This window comes from Vibrio sp. TRT 17S01, assembly GCF_050113695.1.
Taxonomy (GTDB): Bacteria; Pseudomonadota; Gammaproteobacteria; order Enterobacterales; family Vibrionaceae; genus Vibrio.
The window spans coordinates 35,424-59,697 of the sequence record NZ_JBNJOG010000001.1 but is presented as its reverse complement, the minus strand read 5'-3'; the positions used below and the strand labels follow the sequence as shown (position 1 = coordinate 59,697).

The window sequence follows — 24,274 nt, the reverse complement described above, 5'->3', positions numbered from 1 at the left end:
AAACCAATGGCAATCGAAGCTGGACAAATCGCACCAGATTTTACCCTGAATAACCAAGACAATAACCCAGTGACGCTATCTGAGTTTCAGGGAAAAAAGGTACTGCTCTATTTCTACCCACGCGCTTCAACACCTGGCTGCACAGTTCAGGCTAAAGGGTTACGAGATACTAAAGCTGAGTTAGATGCCCACAATGTTGTTGTTCTTGGTATCAGTCCAGACACACCGCAAAAATTAACTAACTTTATCAACAAGCAAGAGCTTAACTTCACTTTGCTAGCCGATGAAGACCACACAGTTTGTGAAAAGTACAATGTTTGGCAACTCAAGAAATTTATGGGCCGCGAAAATATGGGGGTAGTACGAACAAGCTTCCTGATTGATGAGTCTGGTAACCTTGAGCATGTATTTAACAAGTTCAAGACCAAAGATCACCATGAAGTCGTATTGGACTACCTAAACAGCAAATAAGCTTCCATGAGCAATTAACTCTTAACTTGGGGGCAGGCATGATTGGCTACATTCGAATATCAGATTCACAAAGAGCCGATGGCGGATCACAAAGAGAAGCTATCAAGGCGTACGCTGCTAAACGTGGCATACAAATAACGGATTGGATAGAAGAGCACGAGTCTGCCACCAAGACAAAGTTGAGTGAGCGGAAGTTATTTTCTCTCATCACCTCTCAACAAAGTATCATTGTATCGGATATCACTCGGTTAGGTCGCCATAAAGTTATGGAGCTAATAGGTGCCATTGGTCAAATAGCCTCATACGGTGAGCTACATTTAGCATACAACGACACCGTCATAAACTCAGAGAACGTTGACAATGCCGAAATCATTTTTACAGTTATTGGGCAGTCTTTTGCCAGCGCTGTAGAAGCCCAGAATCGCTCTGAGCGAGCTAAAGCTGGCCACGCTAAACGAAAGGCCAAAGGGCTATCATCTGGCCGTCAGAAGGGGCAGAAGGTGAAATCAAGGCTTGATGAGCATACAGCGTTTATATTGAACCTTCTCGACACTAAGACCACCAAAGCTGAAATTCTTAGGCAACTAAACGAACGTGGTGTATCTATTTCTCGAAGTCGATTCTACTCTTGGTTGGAAGCCCGTGGGCTTCATAACAAAAAAGCTGAGTTTCAGGTGGACATGTTCTCATAGCAAGCCTAGTTTGCCTGACGTCCCTCACTTTTCGCAAACTCGTTTTTGCCCCAAAAACATTTAGATTAAATACTCTGCACAATTGAGAGGACGTGCGTTTACCCTACTAAAACTTATTCGATTGAGTTGATAACTGTTCATTCTCGTCATTAGGCGACATCTTGCAGCCTAACTTCCCGTCATGTGCCATAACTTATTGATTACAAGTTGAGTCAATATGAAAATGATGGCATTACCGAAAGATGAAAGACGACAATTTGTGGTCTAATAAGCGCAATATCACTTCGAAGGAACAATAAATATGAAGGGTAAAATTGTTAGATGGATTGATGATCGTGGTTTTGGTTTCATCAACTCTGATGACTACCAAGGTGATGTTTTTGTCCATATATCGAAGTTCAAAAAAGGCTATAGACGCCCTCAAGTGGGTGACGAGGTTGAATTTCAAGTTGAAGTAAGTAATGGAAAAACCAATGCCTATAATGTCTCGCTTGTTGGTGTCAAACTACGCAAAGATAAATCATCGACATCTATCGTGTCGGTTGTTTTCATTGGTTTAGCTATCGGCGTTTTCGGCTACTTTGCTATCGAGAAACTGTTTACTACACCAGAATACGAAAACATGGGATTTGTGTGTCAGGGTAAGACTCATTGTAGCCAAATGACGTCCTGCAATGAGGCGAAGTTTTATTTAGCAAACTGCCCAAATGTACAAATTGATGGAAATCGAGATGGGGTGCCTTGTGAAATGCAATGGTGTACCAATTAAGGCGTGATATAACAAGGCGTTCAAGGCGGATTCACAACGCTTAGCTATTTCAGTTTAAGTTAGCTTAAGTGTTTAAGGCACAATGGTTTAGGTTTGGTGGCTGGCGTTGTTCACCACTTAACGCGGCGTTAGGTGAAGGAGGGCAGATGAACAAGAATAGGTTCATAAATGACGTGATTAAGCCATGGGAAGAGTTAAATCTACTTCTTGTAAATCAGTTTGCATTTCAATCAGACCTATCGGATGTAACCCGTTTGGCTGGAGGGATTTCTATAGCATTACGACACCAAGTGGATTTTTCAGAGTTGAGTGTTCGGCAAGCAAATGAAATGTGTTTTTCACAAAACTTAATCGTGGATGCAGGTGATTTTTACAAACATGGTCAACTGAGAAATGCGAGTAGAAATTGCCCAATAGCCGTGGTTTCAAACTTTGAATATAAAGATAATGAGTTCGCTTTTCTTCGAAACGCTGTTCTTTTAGAGCACCGCGCTCACGGAAATTATGATTTTATGGAAGAGTAATTAAAAGCTATTCGGTTCTGGATTCAACAGCACGGCTACGATATTACATGGGAAAGTGAAATAAAGTTAGCTCCAAGACGTTTCCAGCATGAAGCTATGCTGAAATTTGACCCTAAATACTGCTTTGAGATGTCTAGTACTAGAATCCAGTTCTTCAAAGAGAGTTGTGTTGGCACCCTAGAGCCATATAGACCAGAAGAATTCCGATTTTCTGTATACTAATTCACCTAACAAGAGACTATGGCGTCAATAGTTAATTTTTGGCGCTATTGTTATCCCACATTACACCGTCTCTGAGCATCGAGTTTAAGATCACAACCATCTTTCTCATGCAGGCAACTATGGCTACTTTTTTGGGTTTTCCTGCCGCAAGTAATCTTTTATATGTAGTCTTAAAAACAGGAGGTGTTGGCTACGTGGGCTTTGAGGTCAGCGCCATGGCGCATGATTTTGGTTCTTCGTCGCAGCAAATCTCGTGTTGCTCGCATCGTTTTTGGATAAACATAGGCGATAGGGAAATTACCGCCGCGAAGCAGTAACGCAATTTTGAAAGAATCGATACGATCGTTCTTCGACCACCGTGGATCGCTTTCATATACAGCGCATGACCGAGTACAAAGTCAAACGCATAATCAAGGCAAAGATCGCTGACCTAATACCAGCAATGCATACATTCGACACCAATGACGATGTTGTCTTGATAAGGCGTAATTAACTCAAGTAGTGCATCGGGATCTGCCTCAATCTTCTTGTGTAGGACTTTATTGCCAAGTGAATCGAGAATACAGACGTAAAGTAAGCGAGCATGCAGATCAATGCCACAGTAATAGTTATGCTGGTTGTTATAGAATCTCATAGAGTCTTCTCCGTTTTGGGTTTCGTCACCTTCCAGCTTAGTCGAGAGGCTAAGTTGGAGGAGAAGGCTCAATGAGTATCAAAGCATTTAAGAGTGACTCACAACGCTTGGCGATTTCAGTTTAAACTTGGCTTTAGTGTTTAAGGTGCAGTGGCTTAGGTTAGGTGTTTTAGCGTTGTTCTAAAACAACCGTCACACAGTATTTATCCGAAATGACATACTGAACTTCAACAAAATTTGGTAAATTGTAATGTCTGGCAAAGTTATCATTTAACTCAAAATGCAATACATTTCGCCTGACATCAAGTGAAGTAAAATTCGCAATTTCAAAACCAAAGTATGTACGAACAAATGGATAGTATGCTTTAAATATACTTTCCTTAGCTGAGAATATCAAAACAACTAAGTAATCACCTAGACCATAATGATCGCATTTAAGACACTCTTCGTCAGATAAAACATGACCACCTATTGCTGACACTAATTCCTGACTTTGGAACTCTTCAACGTCAATACCAACTACATTTTGAGTATTGCTGGACAGGATGCAGAGTGCTCGATCATTGGCATGACTAATTGATCCAACTATTCCTTGCGGCCAAGTAGGTTGTCTATCTTTTCCAATTGTCACTTGAGTTTTGTCTCGGCCAATCGATGACAATCCAATGCTTGCAGCAATGCGACCAGCAAGAAACTCTGCTTGTCTTTTTCGCACGGACTTCTGAATGGCTGCTGGCATATCTATACCGAACAGCATAAACATACTTTCAGAGTACTCATTAATATCATAAGACAAATCAACGAGGTAATACCTTTTGTCAAAGTCCATATATGTCTGAACTTTGACAAAAGGCATACCAGAAAAAAAATCTGAGTGTGTACTGGCAAATTTTGGAAACATTACTTGACCAAAGTTAATTTAGGATTTCATAGAGGTCCATTCCGCGGTCTTTCATAAAAAAGTGACCGCCCTGCACTGAATGGACATTAATGGAAGGAAAAAACTGTGTCCAACTCTTTATATCCTTTTCAGTAACAGCCTTATCATCTACTCCAGTAACAACACATCCCTTCAATTCGAATACCTGAGTAACAGGATTAGAATTCAGCAAATCTAGGATTCTCAAGTCTCGTCTTACTTCTGTCAAAAAGTAGTCTAGTACTTCGGGGTCAGAAAAATCACTACTCGAAAACTGGCCGTACCTTTCAAGTTCTTCGATTAAAGCTAAATCCGAATACAATAATTTACTAAATGAGTTGTTAAGATGAAATTTAGAACTCAGTACAGAAATCTCATCAATGCAGTCTCCAAGACCAATATTATACATTCTGTTTAAAACATGCAGTGCAACCGTGCTACCCATGCTAATGCCTAAGAATGAATATTTTTTTTTTGAATCCCTGACAATGTCATCTACGATTAAATCGACGAAGGTGGAATAGTCAATAGGACTGTCTAATTGGTAATAGTTTCGGTAGTCTAAGTATACAAAAGAGGTACCTGAATACATAAGACCACTCAGGTTCCTTTGATAGCACATCTCAGCTCCTAGATATGGAAAGCATATAACTTGCTTCATTCATCTAGACTCGAAATGAAAGTAAGTCATCCTTTTCCCATGGTAAATATCAAGGATTTCATTGACGGAACTGCTGGATAATTTACTAATGGTTGATTTCCAAAATGCATATGCTGGAGTATTACCTTCTAGTACTCTTACCTGCCAATTACCTGGGTGTTTTTGCAATGTTTTCTCAAACGCATATTTACCTAGCCCATTACCTGAATACATAGCAGCTATATAGAACTGCCCCATATCCATTAAATCTTTGTCGCCCGGGTATCTTCTGGCCAAGGAGAAGCCGATAATCATATCATTTTGTTTAATGAAGTAAGGAAAATGGTTTTCTTCACTGAAATAAGCATCAACGATAGACGAGTCGACTTCAAAATCTCCTTTATCAGAAAAAGGCCATTTCATAACTCTAGACATATCATACAAATAGAACTGGAACATCTTATGCAACATCATTCTATCTAGATGACTAATCGGTACTAATTCAGTATTCATGATGGTACTCCTTTATGCCGTCGCTGACTTTTGCCAATTAGACAGGGCATATATTATAAGAATTCCACAACCGCATAAGAGAGTTAATGCGGGCCATATCAAATCGTTTTGAAACATCGATAAGAAGTATCCTCCAAATAATGGAGCAACTACGAAGCCTAACGCATTGACTGACGATAGCATTCCATTTGCCCTTCCCCTCTCAGAGTCTTTCACCATGTCATTTATTAGCACGGGACTGTTACTCCAAATTAAAATTTCACCAATTGTCCATACAAACACAAAAGCTAGTATTAAGGAGTAGGTAGTTAAAAAATAGTGTGCGCCAAGGCCAACTCCAAGGAAAACAGACGCAATCGCTAAAATCTGATTTGATGTTAGGTTTTTGGTCGCTTTAGCTAGTAAGGGAGTGAACAGCAATACGATTGCAGCATTGAGACTTACTATTATTCCATATAGTTTAGGGCTTTCTTCTTTATAGAGTGTTTCGAGTTGGACTGGTAGTGTAAAAAGGGTCTGACAATAACATAGTACTAAGATAAAAATAGTAAATAGAACCAATACAGTTTTAAGACTTAAATATCCCTCAGCCCCTGCTTTTTCTTTGGGTGATTTATCTTCATTATTCTTTGATGGACCTAAAAGACAAAAGCCAATTATCGCTGAGGTCACCAGAGCGCCACCTTCAATGAAGAAGACTAGCTTAGGATATTTAGAGAATAAAAAGCCGGAAACTAAGGCCCCAAGAGACAACCCGACATTCTTCGCCAAATAGGATAAGCTGAAAGCGCCCTTAACAGAATCCTCACGACTGTTATTGGCAATATAAGAATTTATGGCAGGGTCTGTCATTCCTAAAAATAAGAATGCTATGACTATTGTTACGACCATTTCTAGTTCAAAAGCAAGTATCCCACTTAGAAACCAAAATACACTAGCGCCAAACATTGAAGCTATTAACGTGAATCGATCACTATATTTGTCAACAAGCCATCCTCCCAGCAAAGAGCCAGGAATATAGGAGCTCGTACAAATGGCTACTAGAACCCCGGCATTCAAAGTATTTAGACCCAGCTTATCGATAAATATAAAGGTTAACATCGGCATTACAAACATGCCTGCTGCAACAATAAAGCGCATATATGCAACGCTATAGATATCTCTACCAAGACCTTTGTATTCGCTATAAATATTCATAGATTTCAATATCCAATATTTACTCTTTTTAAGGAAGATGCATAGCTCATCTGAACAACTCTACTTTTATGACCACATCATGCAGTCCCCAAAAATAAATATCAGCATTTTCTTGCAGTACTGTGTGGTCAGAAGTAGTCGGACGGGGGGGCCGGCTACCGATGTTTCTCGTTTCGTTTCTGCACTACTTCTGTGCACAATTAGCTAGCTTGTTCATCGATGTTGGATAGAAAACTAATCCTATTGAGATCCGACTAGCGGTAACCAATATATCGCCTGGGTTTGGAACTAAACGGTTATGAATGGGCTTATAAAAGCCCATCACTAGGTTTCGTATAGAGGAATAGTTTTATCCATCACTTACTCAAACACAAGAGTTTTAAGCTACTTCTACAATAAATCTGCGTCAATGATTAGGCTTTATTTCTCACTAACTTTGACTACTAATTTTAAAAATATTCGTTTTAACTTATCGCAGAATACAAATGTATCTCAAGATAGTTCATATAAACTTAAATGCCCATGACTTTCTAATTTGGTTACCTTCTCAAAACCTGATTCACTGAACATATTTAGGTATTCTTGTTCACGACGCATGTTTCTGCCGCCAATAGCGATCAAATGTAAACTTGCTATCAGTTGAGATGCATTTCTATCATTGTCGGGCAACATAAAGTCAATAACATATAGCTTTGAATCTTCCCCTAGCGCTTTTTTTACATTTCTTAAAATCTGAATTGCATCAGCATCACTCCAATTCAATAATACTCGTGAAAGGAAGTATGCTGAGTGACCATCCGGAACTAAATCGAAAAAATCTCCAGCCACAAAGTCATATCGTACATTACTCCTGTAGACCTCTTCTTCTACAACATCAACCACACTTTGTCGTTCAAAGACAGTAACTCTCGCGTTAGGGTATTCTTTAGAAAGATAGCTGGCTAAAGCACCTTGGCTGCCACCTAAATCTAAATATGAAGCATGCCTTCCTAAATCTACTTTCCTAAGTAGCGGTAGTACTTTTTCCCGGTGTGATTCCTTCATCCAATTTGCAAAGGCAGCTTCGCTACCTTTATTAGAGTTTAAGAAGTCATACATTTCGACGCCAAATGCTTTTTTAAATCCCGAGCTACTTTCTGCGTATGCGTCATACAAAGAGCCCCAGGCTCTGAATGTATCGTATATTGAAAGAACGGTACCGTTGAATGATCTAGGGCTTTCTAGGGTTAACATTTCACCTAAAGTAGTAACTTCATAAAGACCGTTTTCTTTCCTTAATAGCGAAAGTGAGCATAACATCTCCAATAAGTCGTCTAGCCAAACTTTGTTTACGTTCAAGGAGGCTGCAAGATCACATAGATTTTTTTTCTCTGAGCCTAAGTTTTGAAATATCCCTAGTTTTGTAGCGACTACAATAACTTGAGTCATTTGATAGCCTTGCATAGCAGCCATTACTAGTTCTGGTGCTAACGGAGTTTCAGCAGTAGCGTTTTCTAAGTTCGTAACAATATTATTAAGCATTGACTTGTAGTGCCCCTTTTAGTGCCTCATTCAAAGATGAAGCCAAAACTTTAACATTTGGATTTTTCATGATGGTCACATGATTGCCAGGAATTTCTTCGCACCTAAATTCCAAATTTGCCTTCTTCATCCAATATCTTTCACTCGCTTCTGGAAGATAGGAGTCGCTTTCTGATGCTTTAAAGTATAGCAATTGATCACACTCACCATCAGAGCTATAGCTGTGCATTGCTTTCATATTTATCTGAAACAGCTCAAGTGCTTGGACCAAACCTTCGACATTTAGATCAAGTTTTCCAAGTGTTTCTTTAAAGTGAGAGGTTAAAAGTAAATCAAGACAATACTCTATTTTTTCGTGCTTAGTTCTATTATCATTTGAAAAGTCAACATCGATGTCATATCCGAGTTTCATTAAGTAAGATATGATTTTATCCTCTGTTTCTAGCTTACTTTTAAAGGACTTAGGCGAAGGCGAGTCTATAAGACCTAAAAACTTTACGTTAGTACCCGATTCTTTAAACTGCCTTGCCATTTCAAACGCGATCATTCCACCAAATGAGCTACCACACAAATAAACATCATCGATATCATCCATTGCTTTGATTTCACTACAATAGCATTCTGCCATTTCTTCGACAGATATCTCATTCATCTCTGATCGACCAATTTGTTTTGATTGAATGCCGTATACATTGAAATCTGGTATGATTAACTCACTCAATTCCCTATAGTGATAGACAAATCCACCAACGGGATGAATCATAAATAGCGATTGTTTTGCCGACTCATTTTCACTTAATGGAACTATGATATTACTCAAAATACTGCTAGCTGTTTCCTTGGTTAACTGCTCTTTGAGATAGCAGGTAAATTCCAAGAGACTACAATCATTCAGTAAAATATTGGAGTCTATGTCTTCTCTAAGAACTCCCTTAAGTTCATCCACTACCAAGATTGCTGCGAACGAATCACCACCCAATTCATAAAAAGTCTGGTCATCACTAATCGTCGTATGCCCAAGAATTTTGCACCAGGCAGCGGTGGTCATTCGAACTAACTCAGCCTCATTGATTTCCTTGACTAGACTTTCGGTATCTTCGAGACCTTCTTCCTGACTTGGAGAAAACCCTTCGTACCAACAGTGCTTCTTATCGTAAAATGTTTCCTCGTATGCTTTTCTGGTCCTACGATTACTGGGTGGTGCCTCTTCTAATATCAGATGGCAGTTGGAGCCACCTATTCCAAATGAACTAACCGCTGCTCTTTTGACATGTTCTTTTGGAAAGTCGATTTTGCTTGTGTTTACTTTAAACCTTGTAGTGTGGGCCTCTAAGTCTGAACTAAAATCTGTGAATCCCAAAGTTGGAGGTATCATGTCATTCTTCAGCGACAATACAGCTTTAATAAGCCCAGCAATTCCCGAGGCAGCATCTGTGTGCCCAATGTTCGATTTAACTGAACCTAAATAGCATGGACTTGTAGAATTCTTAGAATAGACTTCTTTAAGAGCAGTAAATTCAATGAGATCGCCTAAAGAAGTACCTGTACCATGACATTCAATAAAAGAAATTGACTCAGGATCTACATTTGAGACAAGAGCAGCTTCTTCCAGTAGTGACTTCTGACCGTCTACGCTCGGTGCAGTAAATCCAGCTTTTCGGTTTCCATCATTGTTAGTGGCACTACCCTTGATCAAGGCATAAATCTCATCACCATCAGAAACCGCGTCCTCCAAGCGCTTCATAGCAACAGCACCCACACCATTACCACTAACAGTACCGTCCGAACTCTCCGAAAATGGACGACATCGTCCCGATTCCGAGTAAATCATTCCAGGGATATAGTCGTAGCCGGCTATTTGAGGGAGTTTAATATTGCTGCCGCCTGCTATAGCAACGTTAGATTCCCCTGCTAAGAGACTTTGAATAGCCATGTGAACTGCAATCAATGAGGAGGAACAGGCCGTCTGTACTGTTACACTAGGCCCTCTTAAATCCAAGGCGTACGAAGTTCTAGTACACAGGAAGTCCTTATCATTTCCAATCAACAATTGATAATTGTCTACTTCTTTATGGGCCCCTTGTTCGATCATGTGGAGCATATATGTACTCAAGCTTGATCCGGCAAACAGTCCTACTTCACTTCCACGCCACTCGCCACCTATGTCCATTAAGCATTCATACACGCATTCTAAAAACAAACGATGTTGAGGATCCGCTATCTCGGCTTCTTTTGGGGAAAGGTTAAAAAATTTACTATCGAACGTGTCTATTTCCTCAAGAATACCTCTTGAAGCTACATAGTTCGGGTTGTCAATCCTTTTTTTGGATTCTCCATTTCGTAGAAGCTCTTCCTTAGAAAAATCGGTTATGCAGTCCTTTCCTTCTACTAAATTGCTCCAAAATTCATTTGGAGATTTTGAATGCGGAAACCTGCATGCAATTCCTACTACAGCAATATCAGTACTACTCATTACTTTCCTCTCCTTCTTTGCATTAAAGCCTGACGCCGGTCCTTAGTTTTTCTTAATTTTGAATCAGTAACTTGGCTCTTGATTATAGGCTTATTTCTGTCATCCAATAAAGAAACTAAAGCATGTACACTAGTGTGTCTAAATAGATCAACTATCTGAATTTCAAAGCCCAACTTACTCAATATCTCTTTCTTCACCTGTACTATCGATACGGAATTACCGCCTACGTCAAAAAAGTTATCAGACTCAGTGAATAAAGAATGACCAAGCACCATTCTCCAAATTTCGGAAATCTCCTTATGACGCTCTGTAAGTTCAACGCTTTGCTTCAAAGAAGGTCTAATTACTGTAGCTTTCTTTAATGTTGTCTTGTCGATTTTTCCATTCGCTGTAAGAGGTAATGCCTCTAATGTTGTCAGCGATTTAGGGATCATGTAAGACGGCAGCTCTACTGATAGTGAGTTTTCAATACTTGACTGACTTTCCACGTCGAGACCGTCACTCTTTATAACTACAAATGCAGCAATAGACTTTCTATCGCCCTCGCCTTGAACTACGACTGCGCTCTCCTTTACTAACTCATGAGCATTCAATACAGACTCAATTTCACCTAACTCAATTCGGTACCCACGCACCTTAACCTGATCATCATTTCTGCCTAAGCATTCAAGCTCTCCATCTAATGTCCATCTTGCTAAGTCACCTGTTTTATAGACTCTCGTCTTTTTGCCACTCAATTCGACGTTTATGAACTTACTAGACGTCAACTCTTCTTGGTTGAGGTAGCCTTCCGCCAAAGCCTCACCCGAGATACACAGCTCTCCGACAATACCTACTGGAACTTCAGTTAATCGTTCATTTAAAACATGTATTTTGGTATTTCCGAGGGGGGTACCTATGTTATTTGTACGTATGTTAGCTGGATCCACTTTCTTCATAGTCGCCCATATCGTAGCCTCGGTTGGACCATATACGTTCCATAGCTCTTTGCAATATTGAGACAGTGACTCCGCTACATCCAAAGGTAGTGGTTCTCCACCACAAAGTGCTTTAAAAGTATTTGAAGGTTTCCAGTCATTCTGAAGTAGCATTTTCCACGTTGACGGTGTCGCCTGCATAAAATTAATTGAAGCGTCGTCAATGATTCGTTCGAGGTCATCAGGGTTAACAACTTCGTGTTTTTTCGCTAAACATAAGCATGCGCCGGATATCAACGGTAGGAGAAGTTCTAGCAAAGAGATATCAAAGGAAATCGTCGTGACCGCGAGCATCTTGTGATCTGCATCGATACCAAGCTTTTCCTTCATATAGCACAAGAAGTTGTTTAAAGCTCTATGGGATACCATAACGCCTTTCGGGTTACCCGTAGAGCCTGATGTATATATTAGATAAGCTAAATCACCTGAAGCTGGAAGGCTGTTAATCTCTTCGATCGAATATTCCGATGATCGTTCTAAGGCATCATTAACTAACAAGACATTATGCGCGTCAGTGAATAAATTCGCTCTTAAGACCTCTGAGGTTAAAACACATGCCGCCTTAGAGTCATTTAACATGTAACGTAACCGATCTGTAGGGAAATCAGGATCCAGCGGTAAATAAGTTGATCCTGATTTAACAATGGCCAGTATGGCTACAACCATTTCAATTGAACGATTTAAACATAAAGCTACTACAGAAGCTTTGGTGAGGCCTGACTCGACCAAATATGCAGCTAGCTGACTTGATCGACGATCTAAGTCTGAGTACGTAATCGACTCTCCATCCACAGCAACGGCTACTGCATTTCCATGGGAGGCAACAGAATCTGAAAAACCTGTAAGAATAGTTGAATCCAGGTCCAAATCAAATTCCGTACCATTAACATATTCCAATAACTTACGATCATCTTCAGAGAAAAACTGAACATCCCCCAATTTAGCTTCTGGATTAAGCAGCAATTGATCGAGCAATATGCCGAATTGCTGATCAAGTCGGCGAATCGTTGCTTCGTCAAATAAATCCGTAGCGTACTCCCAATCTAATTGGAACCGACCATCTCTTTCTAATACATTTAAGGTTAAGTCGAGTTTCGAGGTATTTCTACCGGATCTATATTCAGCAATCTCAAGATTATCCGTGTTCAAAGAGATTGCTGGCGCATTTTGCATTATCAACATAGTCTGATATATCGGGTTGATACTTGCATGCCGGTCAACTTTTAACTGTTCAACTAACAATTCAAACGGAACGTATTGATTTTCCAGCAGCCCAATTGAATCGTTTTTAACTCTCTCTAATACGTATGATAAGGGCATGCTCAAATCGACTTCAATTTGAAGAGGAAGCGTATTCAGAAAACATCCGATTAGATCTTCAAATGACTTCTTGCTTCTTCCTGACACCGGGGTTCCAAAAGTAACTAGATTGTCATTCACGTTGACTCTTAAAAGACTACTAAAGAGAGTGGCAAAGCCCATGAACGAAGTCATTCTTTTATCTTTCAGAAATGTAGTGAAAGCCTTCGAGCGATTCGAATCAATCATGCTGTAGAAGTGTTTACCTTCAAAACTCGGATAATGCGGTCTTTCTTTAGCTACGCTAAGTTCAAGAATACTATTTGGATTAGATATATAGTGTTTCCAGTAGTTCAACTGGTTAATATAAAGCTTGGATTGCAAAAAATTATGTTGCCAAGCAACATATTGGTAGTATAAAGATTTGTCTTTAACTTCATTCGCTACACCCTTAACTAATTTTTCGTAAGCATCGATTAGCTCATTGGTAAAGATGCTAACAGACCAAGCGTCACTGACAATATGATGCAAGTTGTATAGAAGATAGCTTTCGAAAACTTCTCCTGTTGATTCAACGATTTGAACAAGCTGCAATCTTAAAAGTGGCCCTTCTTTTAAATCAAACTCATGCCCAGCATTATTGTCGATAAATTTGTCAAGTTTTGCCAGATAACCCTGCTCCCTACATATTGAATCGAGTTCAAAATTCACCGACGATTCACTCAATCTCGTCTCAACTATTCCGTTAGTTTCGATAAATACGGACCGGAGCGGTTCGTTATTGCTAACTACAATGGATAACGCATTTTCTAGCAGCGCAACGTCTATCGACCCCTTTATGGATAAGCATGAAGGAGTACCATATGTAATACTTAGTTCTTTTGTTTGCGATAGAACCCAAATCCTCATTTGCGAAGCAGACAGCGCATGCTTGAATTCAAGCATAGAATCCCTTTCTACAATCATGCTAGATTCAGATTTGCTATCAATGAATTTGCTCAATGAACAGATATCTGTGTGTTGGAAAAGTGAGGTTACAGGTAACTCGATATTAAAAACATCACTAATGCGATTTACCATTTGAGCTGCGAGCAATGAATGCCCACCTAACTCAAAGAAATCATCACTCGGAGAAATGTTTTTCCTTTTCAATAAGGAACTCCATATTTCTGCGAGCTTTTTCTCTGTTGCTGTGGCGTACTCATATGTTTTTGAATCGATTTTTGAAGATACTGGTTTTAACTTGCTCTTATCAACTTTCCCGTTATGCGTTAGCGGAATAGTATCTAATGCCGTGACGGATGACGGTACCATATGAGCCGGGAGTTTCTTCTTCATCAAACTGACTACCGAACTTATCACCAATTTTTCTTTGCCAGGTAAGATATACAACTCAATGTCTTTATGTTCAGTTATTTTTGCAATTGCTCTTTCCACCCCAGGAAGACGTTCACATTCACTTTCTATATCATTGAGATCTATACGGTATCCTCTAATCTTTGTCTGTTGATCTACTCTTCCCAACGTTTCAATTAATCCATCCGATCTCAAGCGTCCTACATCACCGGAACGGTAATAACGCATTCGATTACAGTCTACTGTAATCTCCATGAAACTGTCGTTGGTGGCCTTCGTATTATTTCTGTACCCAAGGGAAACGCCATGTCCGGCTATATAGATTTCACCTATTACTCCTACTGGTAAAATCTCTTTCTTTTCACCAAGAATGACACTGCTCATTCCATTAATCGTCGATCCCAATGGATAGCTACTTGAAATCTCTCTTTCGTCCATAGAGTCAACATTAAGCGTTAGCATTCCAACGGTTGTTTCTGTAGGTCCATAGTGATTCAGTATTGATAGGTTCTTGTAGTCAGATTTGAGTTTTCTCACTAGCGACTTTGAGAGGGGTTCTCCTCCCAGCATGAGGTGTTTACACTTGGCTAAAAGGCCTTTGGTTTCAACCAGAGCAGACATATGTGAAGGAACAGTCTTTAGATAATCAATCCGGTTATCGTTGAGGTAAACCTTAAGTCTAAATGGATCTGTTATTATGGACTTGCTTAATACGTGTAAAGTACTCCCACTAGTTAACGCGGAAAAGATAAATGTTTTGCACATATCAGTAGCAATAGTTGTGACTAACCCGTAGTTGCCAACGTGTTCATAGTTATTTGTCTTTATAGCTTTAGTATAATTTGAGATTGCTCCATGCTGAACTTCGACAGCTTTTGGTAGGCCTGTTGATCCGGAAGTGAAAATGATATAGGCAGGATCGTTAACATCTATGCTGTAGTTAATTTCATCAAGTGTTAAAGTTTCATCAAACATTATGTCTTCAACGATGGCAATTGGCTTATTAAATGCTTTATAAAGCTCCTTATATTCTATTGACGTGAGAATAAAGTCTGGCTCAACGACCTTGAGCATTCTCTCTATTCTTGCTTTCGGGAAGTCTACGTCTATGCCCATATAAGCATTTTCAGACAACAAAACACCCCACAGGCCAACTATAGATTCCAATGACCTATCTAAATGAATTGCAACGACATTTTTCGAATTACCAAGGCCTGACTTTAAATGCTTTGCAACTCTAGCAGCAGAACTGTAGAGATCGCTATAAGTTAGTTTTCGGTCTTCGCATACCACTGCTATACTATCAGGTACTTCCCTAGCCATTTTGACAAATCCGTCGACCACAGTATTCAAAGGTGCTTTGCCAATTCGATTTAAATTGTGCCGCTTTCTATAAATCGCAAGATCTCTACTTGTAAGGAAGGAAATTGATTCTACTTTTTGATGTGGGTCATCTGTCACGGAACGACACAATGCCACAAATTGCTTACCTAATGACTGAATATATTGCTCTGAATACAATGAACTATTAAATTGCCAATCTATCTCATATTCTTGGGTGCTATCTAACTTAGAAATGCTAATGTGATTATCAAATTTGATTTTAAGTTCACTTGGGCGAACAAGCTCTGTCTGCAATCCCTCAAGCTGCAGATTACTCCGTCCACCGGGGAAAAATGATAGGACGGTTTGAACTATTGGGCTAAATGCCAGTGATCTAGTCGGCCTCGTTACTTCCAAAATCTTTTCAAAAGGTAACTCTTGATTCTCTAGCACTATGCTAGATACTTTTTTTGAATTTTCTAATACCTCTATCCAGCTCGAATCTGGATGAACCTCAATTGCATATGGCAACAGATTTACAAACATACCTACAGCGTGTTCTGACTCAGCCATATTACGATTTGCAATAGGTGAGCCTATAACCTGCGATCGCTGGAGAGTGTGTCTATAGAGCAAAATATTTAACGCGGACAAAAAGAACATAAATGGGGTTACTTTAAGATCACCGCATAGTTTTTCAATCGACTCAGCTAAACCCTTTTCTATTTTAAGAGTAAACCTTGAACCCTTGGATTCCCTAATATCCGGTCGTACGAATGTAGGCGGGAATGTTGTCAGTGTCGGAGCGGATTTTAGTGCTTCTACCCAAAACTTGATTGTTTCATTTGATCTAACGGAACCCAGCCATTGGTTTTGAGAGTGATTGAACCTCAAGAATTCTTCATCTTCGACATAAGATTCGCTGTCCGCTGTAATGTTGTAGAGGCTTTCAAGTTCAGATATGAGTAGGTTGACTGACCATCCATCTGAAATTATGTGGTGAACATTGACGATTAGTAGGCTTTCATCATTCAAGAAAGTTACTAAATCTACTCTAAATAACGGTCCCTCTGAAAGTACAAACTGATGATTCATGGCGTCAGAAACTTCGGAGAGCTTTTGGGCATCCTCAACACTAGTGTAAGGTAAGTTTACATCGCTTATTCTAAGTGGATTATATGGCTCTACAAAGCTGTACTTAGGTATAGAATTTTCACTTCGTATAGTTGCTCTAAGCGCCTTTCGTTTTTTCACTATAAACATCAGTGCACTTTCAAGCTTCTGAATATTGACTATCCCGCGTATATGGAGCAATGCAGACATATTGTATGAATTTTCTGTATTCTCAAAGTCGTCAAGCAACCATATATTTTGTTGAGATAAGGAGAGGGTAGAATAGTCGATGTTATGATTAAGCAAAGGTAAAGATTGGTTTAGCTGATCATCAATCCAAGAAGATTGGCTAGCAATTGATGGGTATTCAAAAATCTTACCGACGCTAATGTCGATAGAGAATTCTTTTCTAATCCTATTGGTCAACAACATAGCTGACAGTGAATGACCGCCACTCTCAAAAAAGCTTATTTCTATTGAGCTAACCATTGAAGGCAATAGAGAGTTCCATATCTCAAACAGCTTAGATTGTGTAAGAGTTAGACTGAGTACCTCTTGGTATTCCTTAACACTAGCCCCCTTCTCTACCAATGACTTTTTATCAACCTTTTTGTTGGGAGTTAGTGGAATGTCACTAATAAATTCGATTCGAGATGGTACCATATATTGTGGAAGTGAAACCCTTAACCATTCTAAAATTCCCTCCCTTGATAATGAGAAATCTATATCTTGATAAGGCTGATTGTATTGGTCAGTTTTTGCTTCAAACGTAGGTCGTAGTTCAGGGAACACAACATCATCTAAAGGTTTACCGCTCACAATTACCGTAGCTCTTTCGGCAGATTCGTATAGTATTTTTGAAAAGTTTCCTTTGTCACTAATATAAAGAGCAATGTCTCCAGGTGTCGAATAGATAGTAGCATCAACTGAAAATGAATTAGGGAAACTGGATACGTATCCGTTGGGAACATTGGTAACTATCTTAACGCCATCAGAACTATCTAAGTCGAACTGCTCGTTCCCAATGTCCTTGTCCCATAAACATGTTGATTTTTCTCCCACATAAAAAGCTGCCTTGTCCAGATGAACAACTGTATCATATCTAAAGTTTGTCATTTCATTTTCAAAGGTCGATGTCTTTAACAAAAATTCTATATGAGAAACGCGATCAGATTTGTTGATGACCTTACTGAGTGCTTCTGGAGAATAGAGTAGCTCTCGCTCTTCATCTATAAGTTTTCTAAGTCTTTCCTGCTTTTCTTCCAAAGATTTTAGATCTTCAACTTGAACTAAGCTGATGTAAAATTGCAGAGACCATTCGTAATTTCGTGAGTCACCGATAATAATTTTTCCGCCCTTTTTGGCAGTGTTTATTGCTTTCTGTATTATAGAGCTAAGGTACTGAAAGTTCGGAAAATACTGGGCAACCGAGTTTAGAATAATTGTGTTGAATCGACTTACTCCAAGCTCGTCAATGCGGTCCGCAGGCATATTGTGCAGTTCAACACGACTCCGACAATCGACTTGCCCCAATTCCGCTTCAATATATTCTAAAGCAGACTGTGAATAGTCCAAACCTGTGTAGGAATCGGTTTGAGGTAATAATTTAAAGAGCAACATGCCGGTACCACACCCAATTTCAAGCACAGCTGAACTCACATAAGGCTTGAGCATGTTCACGGTGTTTAGTAGCCAATCTACCATTACGGAAGTAGGCAACATTTCGCCAGTGTAACTACTTTTCCAGCCACTAATATTAGTAAAGGAATCGACTTCTATTAGAGCTTCCTTATAACTGTCATCCCAAACGGACTGCCATAAATTACCGTTTGTTGACTCGTTCGTATGTCCATCTTCACTCGGTACTACAAATGCAGCAATAGACTTTCTATCGCCCTCGCCTTGAACTACGACTGCGCTCTCCTTTACTAACTCATGAGCATTCAATACAGACTCAATTTCACCTAACTCAATTCGGTACCCACGCACCTTAACCTGATCATCATTTCTGCCTAAGCATTCAAGCTCTCCATCTAATGTCCATCTTGCTAAGTCACCTGTTTTATAGACTCTCGTCTTTTTGCCACTCAATTCGACGTTTATGAACTTACTAGACGTCAACTCTTCTTGGTTGAGGTAGCCTTCCGCCAAAGCCTCACCCGAGATACACAGCTCTCCGACAATACCTACTGGAACTTCAGTTAATCGTTCATTTAAAACATGTATTTTGGTATTTCCGAGGGGGGTACCTATGTTATTTGTACGTATGTTAGCTGGATCCACTTTCTTCATAGTCGCCCATATCGTAGCCTCGGTTGGACCATATACGTTCCATAGCTCTTTGCAATATTGAGACAGTGACTCCGCTACATCCAAAGGTAGTGGTTCTCCACCACAAAGTGCTTTAAAAGTATTTGAAGGTTTCCAGTCATTCTGAAGTAGCATTTTCCACGTTGACGGTGTCGCCTGCATAAAATTAATTGAAGCGTCGTCAATGATTCGTTCGAGGTCATCAGGGTTAACAACTTCGTGTTTTTTCGCTAAACATAAGCATGCGCCGGATATCAACGGTAGGAGAAGTTCTAGCAAAGAGATATCAAAGGAAATCGTCGTGACCGCGAGCATCTTGTGATCTGCATCGATACCAAGCTTTTCCTTCATATAGCACAAGAAGTTGTTTAAAGCTCTATGGGATACCATAACGCCTTTCGGGTTACCCGTAGAGCCTGATGTATATATTAGATAAGCTAAATCACCTGAAGCTGGAAGGCTGTTAATCTCTTCGATCGAATATTCCGATGATCGTTCTAAGGCATCATTAACTAACAAGACATTATGCGCGTCAGTGAATAAATTCGCTCTTAAGACCTCTGAGGTTAAAACACATGCCGCCTTAGAGTCATTTAACATGTAACGTAACCGATCTGTAGGGAAATCAGGATCCAGCGGTAAATAAGTTGATCCTGATTTAACAATGGCCAGTATGGCTACAACCATTTCAATTGAACGATTTAAACATAAAGCTACTACAGAAGCTTTGGTGAGGCCTGACTCGACCAAATATGCAGCTAGCTGACTTGATCGACGATCTAAGTCTGAGTACGTAATCGACTCTCCATCCACAGCAACGGCTACTGCATTTCCATGGGAGGCAACAGAATCTGAAAAACCTGTAAGAATAGTTGAATCCAGGTCCAAATCAAATTCCGTACCATTAACATATTCCAATAACTTACGATCATCTTCAGAGAAAAACTGAACATCCCCCAATTTAGCTTCTGGATTAAGCAGCAATTGATCGAGCAATATGCCGAATTGCTGATCAAGTCGACGAATCGTTGCTTCGTCAAATAAATCCGTCGCGTACTCCCAATCTAATAAATACTCTCCGTTTATTTCCGTAAGGCTTAACGTCAAGTCAAACTTAGACTGTCTATATGGATTCTGATAGTAATTAGCTGCCCTACCTCCGAAATCACACTTTAGAGAACTTCCGTCCTGAAGAATGAACATTACTTGAAAAATAGGGCTATAGCTGACATTACGAGTTGGATTGATTTTTTCAACAACGAAATCGAATGGAACATCTTGATGGTCGAACGAGCTATAAGCAACTAAACTCAGCTCTTCGACATATTTCTGGAAGCTGACAGTTGAGTCAACTGAAGCTTTAATGGGTAGTGTGTTTACAAAAAATCCAAAAACCTCCTCCCATCTATGTTGGCTTCGATTTGCAACAGGCGTACCAATGATATTTTCAGACTGCCCATTATGTTTTGTGAGCAATACAGAGAATGCGCTAAGCAACAAAACGAAAGGTGTGGACTCAAAATCTATCGCAAGCTTATTCAATCTAGAACTAAGCTCTTTATCAAATCTTGAGAAATATACTCGTCCGTTCATGCTTTGCTTAGCTGGCCGAACTCTATCAGTATAAAAAGTAGATAGCTCAGGAAACTGCCCTAATTGAGCTTTCCAAATATCTGCCTTCTTATTTATAACCTCATCTGTTATAGCGCTCCGCTGCCAGTCGGAGAAGTTCAAGTAGTTGATTTTTGGTTCTATATCATGAACTTTGTCGCCTTTCATAAGCGAGTTATAGAGTGTGGAGAGGTCCTTAAGTAACAATCCAATAGACCAACCATCACTGATAATATGATGCATACACAAGAGAATTATGGACTCTGCTCGTGATTCCTTTTTAAACAAGTAAACCTCGAAGAGCGGCCCATTCTCTAAGTCAAACTCTCTTGTTGAAAGCTCTTTAAGGATCTTGTTACATTGTTTATGAAATAGAGTATCCTTAAAAACTTTAACAATCAGCGGATCAAAAGGTTCCATGACGTGCAAATTCGGAAACTCATTGTCTGACTTAAATACGCTTCTTAGCTGGGAGTGTTTTTGGGTTAATGCTCTTAAGGATTGACCGAGCACAATTTCGTCAATATCTCCACTCACAGTTAATGGAATATGCATATTATATGCCGTGGAAGCTTTATCTAGTTGTGATAAAAACCATAGCCGTTGTTGCGACAGTGATAACGTCGATTCTCCGCTTTCATTGCCTTCTATAGTATCCAAACCATCAATTTTCTGAAGTTGAGTAGAGAATTTTTCTATTGTCCTATACTTGAATGCCTTGCTAAATTCAGTCGATAGCCTATGCCTATCTTTGAGGATACTCAATGCATTTGCCGCTTTTAGGGAAGAGCCACCTAAGGCAAAAAAATCGATATACTTATTTGGGATGTTTGTATCAAGAACTTCCTCCCAAACTGTTTTTACAACATTCTCTATATCATTAAACTCAGAAGTTTGTTTTATTTCTGAAGTGGAAAGTTCGAGGAGTCTACTTTTGTCAAGTTTTCCATTTGGCGTCAGCGGAAATTCATCAATTATTGTATATTTACTTGGTTGCATATATACAGGCAGGTTGATGAGACATGCCTCTTCAATATCGCGCATGTCAAAAGATGTATGGCTCACCAAGAAAACTTCTATGAAAGGTGTTTCTGAATTGGTATTAACAACAACTCGTAGATCATCAACACGATCCAAGTTCCTAATTACGCTGTCTATCTCCAAGGTGTCGACTCTAAAGCCATTAATTTTGACCTGAGAGTCTTTTCTACCATTGAAATAAAGATTTCCATCTTCAAGCATTTCTGCTAGGTCACCGGTTTTATAGAACCTACCTTCAATGAATTCATTAATGTCAGTACCAAATCTGTTAGAATTTCCATGGTCTGGTGTAACGTAACCTTCAGATACACCAGCGCCCACAACTACAATCTCGCCCCTGATACCAAATGGGACAATATTTTGGTCACGATCTACAAGAAGTACTGAGCTTCCAGGAACGGCAGTGCCTATTGGTATGAATGGCAAATCTGTGGGCTCACTGTTACATCTATAGTAAGTTGAGCAAATTGTTGCTTCAGTTGGGCCATAGCCATTAACAACAACTAGATCTGGTTTCAATTTAAACAGTCTTTCAACTAGACCATGAGAAATTGGTTCTACTCCAATTAAGATTCGGCTCAAGGTAAGCGGTGTACACAACTTCTCAGCAGCAACGACAAATTCACTTAGTAGATTTGGAGGAATGTAAATCTGAGATATATGGTTCGTTGCTATGTGTGCGACTAAGGATTCAGCTCTGAGGGCATTTTCTTTTGCAAGAAAATGAACTGTGCCACCGATAGATAGTAACGAAAACATTTCCCATACTGAGACATCAAAGAAATATGGAGATAATGAAAGTCCGGAGCGTACATTAGCTGGAAAAGAATCATCGAACCCTTTAATCATACCTGAAAGATTAGAGCGACTTACTTTCACACCTTTGGGTACACCTGTACTACCAGATGTGTAGATAACGTAGGCTATATCCTCCTCTTTTCGTACCTGGCAGTTATCCTTAATGTTAAGGTATTTCTTCCTGAAAAGGCTTGGTTCTATTCCACCTAGAGTAGAGAGATCGCTCAAAATCTCGACGATTCTGGCATCTTTTGAAATATAAATCAGTCGGTTTAACGGAGCCTCTGGATCAAATGGAACGTATGCGTAACCAGCCTTTAGTACACCAAGTATAGCAACGATTAACTCACACTTATTCTCAAAACACACCCCTATATAGTGATTGCCAGGACCGTGCTTCTCAATCAGAGTTACAGCAATTTCCGAAGAACGTCTATCAAGGTCATCGTAGGTTAAACTGCAACTAGCGGCATTGTCGACAACTGCCAATTCAGACTTAAAGGAGCTCCTTACGGAAATGAATCGATCTACGACATCAATAGTATTCTCAAGCTTAGATCCTTTAGCCTTTGTTAATACAGTATGAAGAACATCGTCTGAAACTAACTTTAAGCCTGCGACTTTTGTTTCAATCTTCAGATCTGATATAGCTACTGAGATTGCATCACTAATAGATTTATGTTCTAAATCGCTAACGAATGAACTATTTGTTACAATATCAAATTGCATGCCATTGTGATTCCCAAAATCCCATATTGAGACAGACAAAGGTACGGTCGAATGAGGATTGGCAATTGAATATGTATTTGAATTGGCTTGTCCAAAAAATTGGCTATGATTATGAGGTACATAATTAATAATACAGTCAACGATTTCGAGCCCACTTCGTTGACAATCAGAGGTACTTGCAATGTCTGTAAAAGGAATTTGCTGATGCCTATAATGAGTCCGAAGACACGACTTTATGTTTCCGGCTAAATCACCAATTTTTGAACCGCTGCAACCTGCAACTATGTGAGGGATCATCCCAACAAATGGGCCTACGATACCTTTATGCGACTTTTTCGTTCTATTTTGAACTGGGTATCCAATAGAAACCTCGTCGACCCAATAAAATCTGCTTATTATTGAATAAACAATGGCCGAAAAAAGGTGTGTCTCAGATACTTTATACGCTTCACAAAAGTGTCTAATTTTTTCAATATTGTGTTTTTCTAGCCAAAATGTGCTGTGGTTGTTTTTTCCGATGCCGTTAGACTTTAAACTGAATGCTGACTCCGGCATTGTTGTTAAATAGTTCTTCCAATAATCGGCGTCTTTAACATACCGATCGGAATTTAGGTACTTTTGCTTATCCAGAATATATTCAAAATAGTCTGACCCGTTGATTTTGAGTTTACCATTATATAGCTCTCCCACCTGACGAGTTAAGAGCAAGAAGCTCCATCCATCAGCAATCAAATGGTGGTGCTTGCAAAACCAATAAGTTGTTCCATCATCTAGTACAATAAATGCGTGTTTAAAGAGTACATCACTTGATAACGAAATGGGGATATCCATTTGGCTAGACATCCAAGAAACTGCATTATCTTCATTCTTTAGATTTAGTTGTTCTATTGTAAAACGTTTCGGGGGGAGGTCTTTCACCATAGGAACGCCAGTAGCATCCTCGTAAAAAGACTTTTGATAGATAGAATGAGAGCCAACAAACGTAATGATACATTGTTCTAGTAGGGCGAGATCGACTTGGGAATCAAATTTTACGAATCCACCAATATTATACTTAGAAGACTTACTATCAATTTTTTGGTCAAACCAGATATCCTTTTGTATGTCTATTAAGTTAAAATCATTGTTACTCAAACTCATGT

The 24,274-nt window shown here is 39.5% G+C and carries 11 protein-coding genes and 2 pseudogenes; 4 read left to right on the top strand and 9 right to left on the bottom strand.

Annotated features, from left to right (window positions below; all coding sequences use genetic code 11):
• The first annotated feature begins 6 nt into the window (after positions 1-6).
• The 4 genes from bcp (at position 7) to ACQEXS_RS00225 (ending at position 2,456) form a co-directional block, all read left to right on the top strand.
• Entirely contained in the window at positions 7-471 is a 465-nt protein-coding gene (gene bcp / locus ACQEXS_RS00240; protein WP_045625667.1) for a thioredoxin-dependent thiol peroxidase, read from the top strand.
• Positions 472-509: 38 nt separating this feature from the next.
• Entirely contained in the window at positions 510-1,163 is a 654-nt protein-coding gene (locus tag ACQEXS_RS00235) for a recombinase family protein (RefSeq protein ID WP_427012436.1), read from the top strand.
• A 301-nt stretch (positions 1,164-1,464) separates the two neighbouring features.
• Positions 1,465-1,932: a cold shock domain-containing protein gene (locus ACQEXS_RS00230; protein ID WP_427012435.1), complete on the top strand. Its 468-nt coding sequence runs from the start codon at positions 1,465-1,467 to the stop codon at positions 1,930-1,932.
• 68 nt (positions 1,933-2,000) lie between these two features.
• Positions 2,001-2,456: a hypothetical protein gene (locus tag ACQEXS_RS00225; RefSeq protein ID WP_427012434.1), complete on the top strand. Its 456-nt coding sequence runs from the start codon at positions 2,001-2,003 to the stop codon at positions 2,454-2,456.
• Positions 2,457-2,709: 253 nt separating this feature from the next.
• On the opposite strand, the pseudogene ACQEXS_RS00220 reads toward ACQEXS_RS00225, so the two are convergent.
• The 9 genes and pseudogenes from ACQEXS_RS00220 to ACQEXS_RS00180 form a co-directional block, all read right to left on the bottom strand.
• Positions 2,710-2,859: pseudogene (locus ACQEXS_RS00220) on the bottom strand (IS110 family transposase); the annotation flags it as partial.
• Positions 2,858-3,312 (bottom strand): annotated as a pseudogene (locus ACQEXS_RS00215) (IS110 family transposase); the annotation flags it as partial. The pseudogenes ACQEXS_RS00215 and ACQEXS_RS00220, both read right to left, overlap by 2 nt.
• 169 nt (positions 3,313-3,481) lie before the next feature.
• Entirely contained in the window at positions 3,482-4,213 is a 732-nt protein-coding gene (locus ACQEXS_RS00210; protein WP_427012433.1) for a 4'-phosphopantetheinyl transferase family protein, read from the bottom strand.
• A gap of 13 nt (positions 4,214-4,226) precedes the next feature.
• Entirely contained in the window at positions 4,227-4,676 is a 450-nt protein-coding gene (locus tag ACQEXS_RS00205; RefSeq protein WP_427012432.1) for a thioesterase II family protein, read from the bottom strand.
• Positions 4,677-4,892: 216 nt separating this feature from the next.
• Positions 4,893-5,384, bottom strand: coding sequence for a GNAT family N-acetyltransferase (locus ACQEXS_RS00200; protein WP_427012431.1), 492 nt, complete (start codon positions 5,382-5,384; stop codon positions 4,893-4,895).
• Between the two features lie 12 nt (positions 5,385-5,396).
• Positions 5,397-6,581: an MFS transporter gene (locus ACQEXS_RS00195; RefSeq protein WP_427012430.1), complete on the bottom strand. Its 1,185-nt coding sequence runs from the start codon at positions 6,579-6,581 to the stop codon at positions 5,397-5,399.
• A gap of 492 nt (positions 6,582-7,073) precedes the next feature.
• A complete protein-coding gene (locus ACQEXS_RS00190) occupies positions 7,074-8,102 on the bottom strand; it encodes a methyltransferase (protein ID WP_427012429.1) in 1,029 nt (342 codons plus the stop codon).
• Positions 8,095-10,575 carry a beta-ketoacyl synthase N-terminal-like domain-containing protein gene (locus tag ACQEXS_RS00185; RefSeq protein WP_427012428.1) on the bottom strand — a complete coding sequence of 827 codons (2,481 nt, stop codon included), beginning with the start codon at positions 10,573-10,575 and terminating at the stop codon, positions 8,095-8,097. The genes ACQEXS_RS00190 and ACQEXS_RS00185 overlap by 8 nt, the downstream gene beginning before the upstream one ends.
• Positions 10,575-24,272, bottom strand: coding sequence for an amino acid adenylation domain-containing protein (locus tag ACQEXS_RS00180; protein WP_427012427.1), 13,698 nt, complete (start codon positions 24,270-24,272; stop codon positions 10,575-10,577). Before ACQEXS_RS00180 ends, ACQEXS_RS00185 begins: the two co-directional genes overlap by 1 nt.
• Between the last annotated feature and the right edge of the window lie 2 nt (positions 24,273-24,274).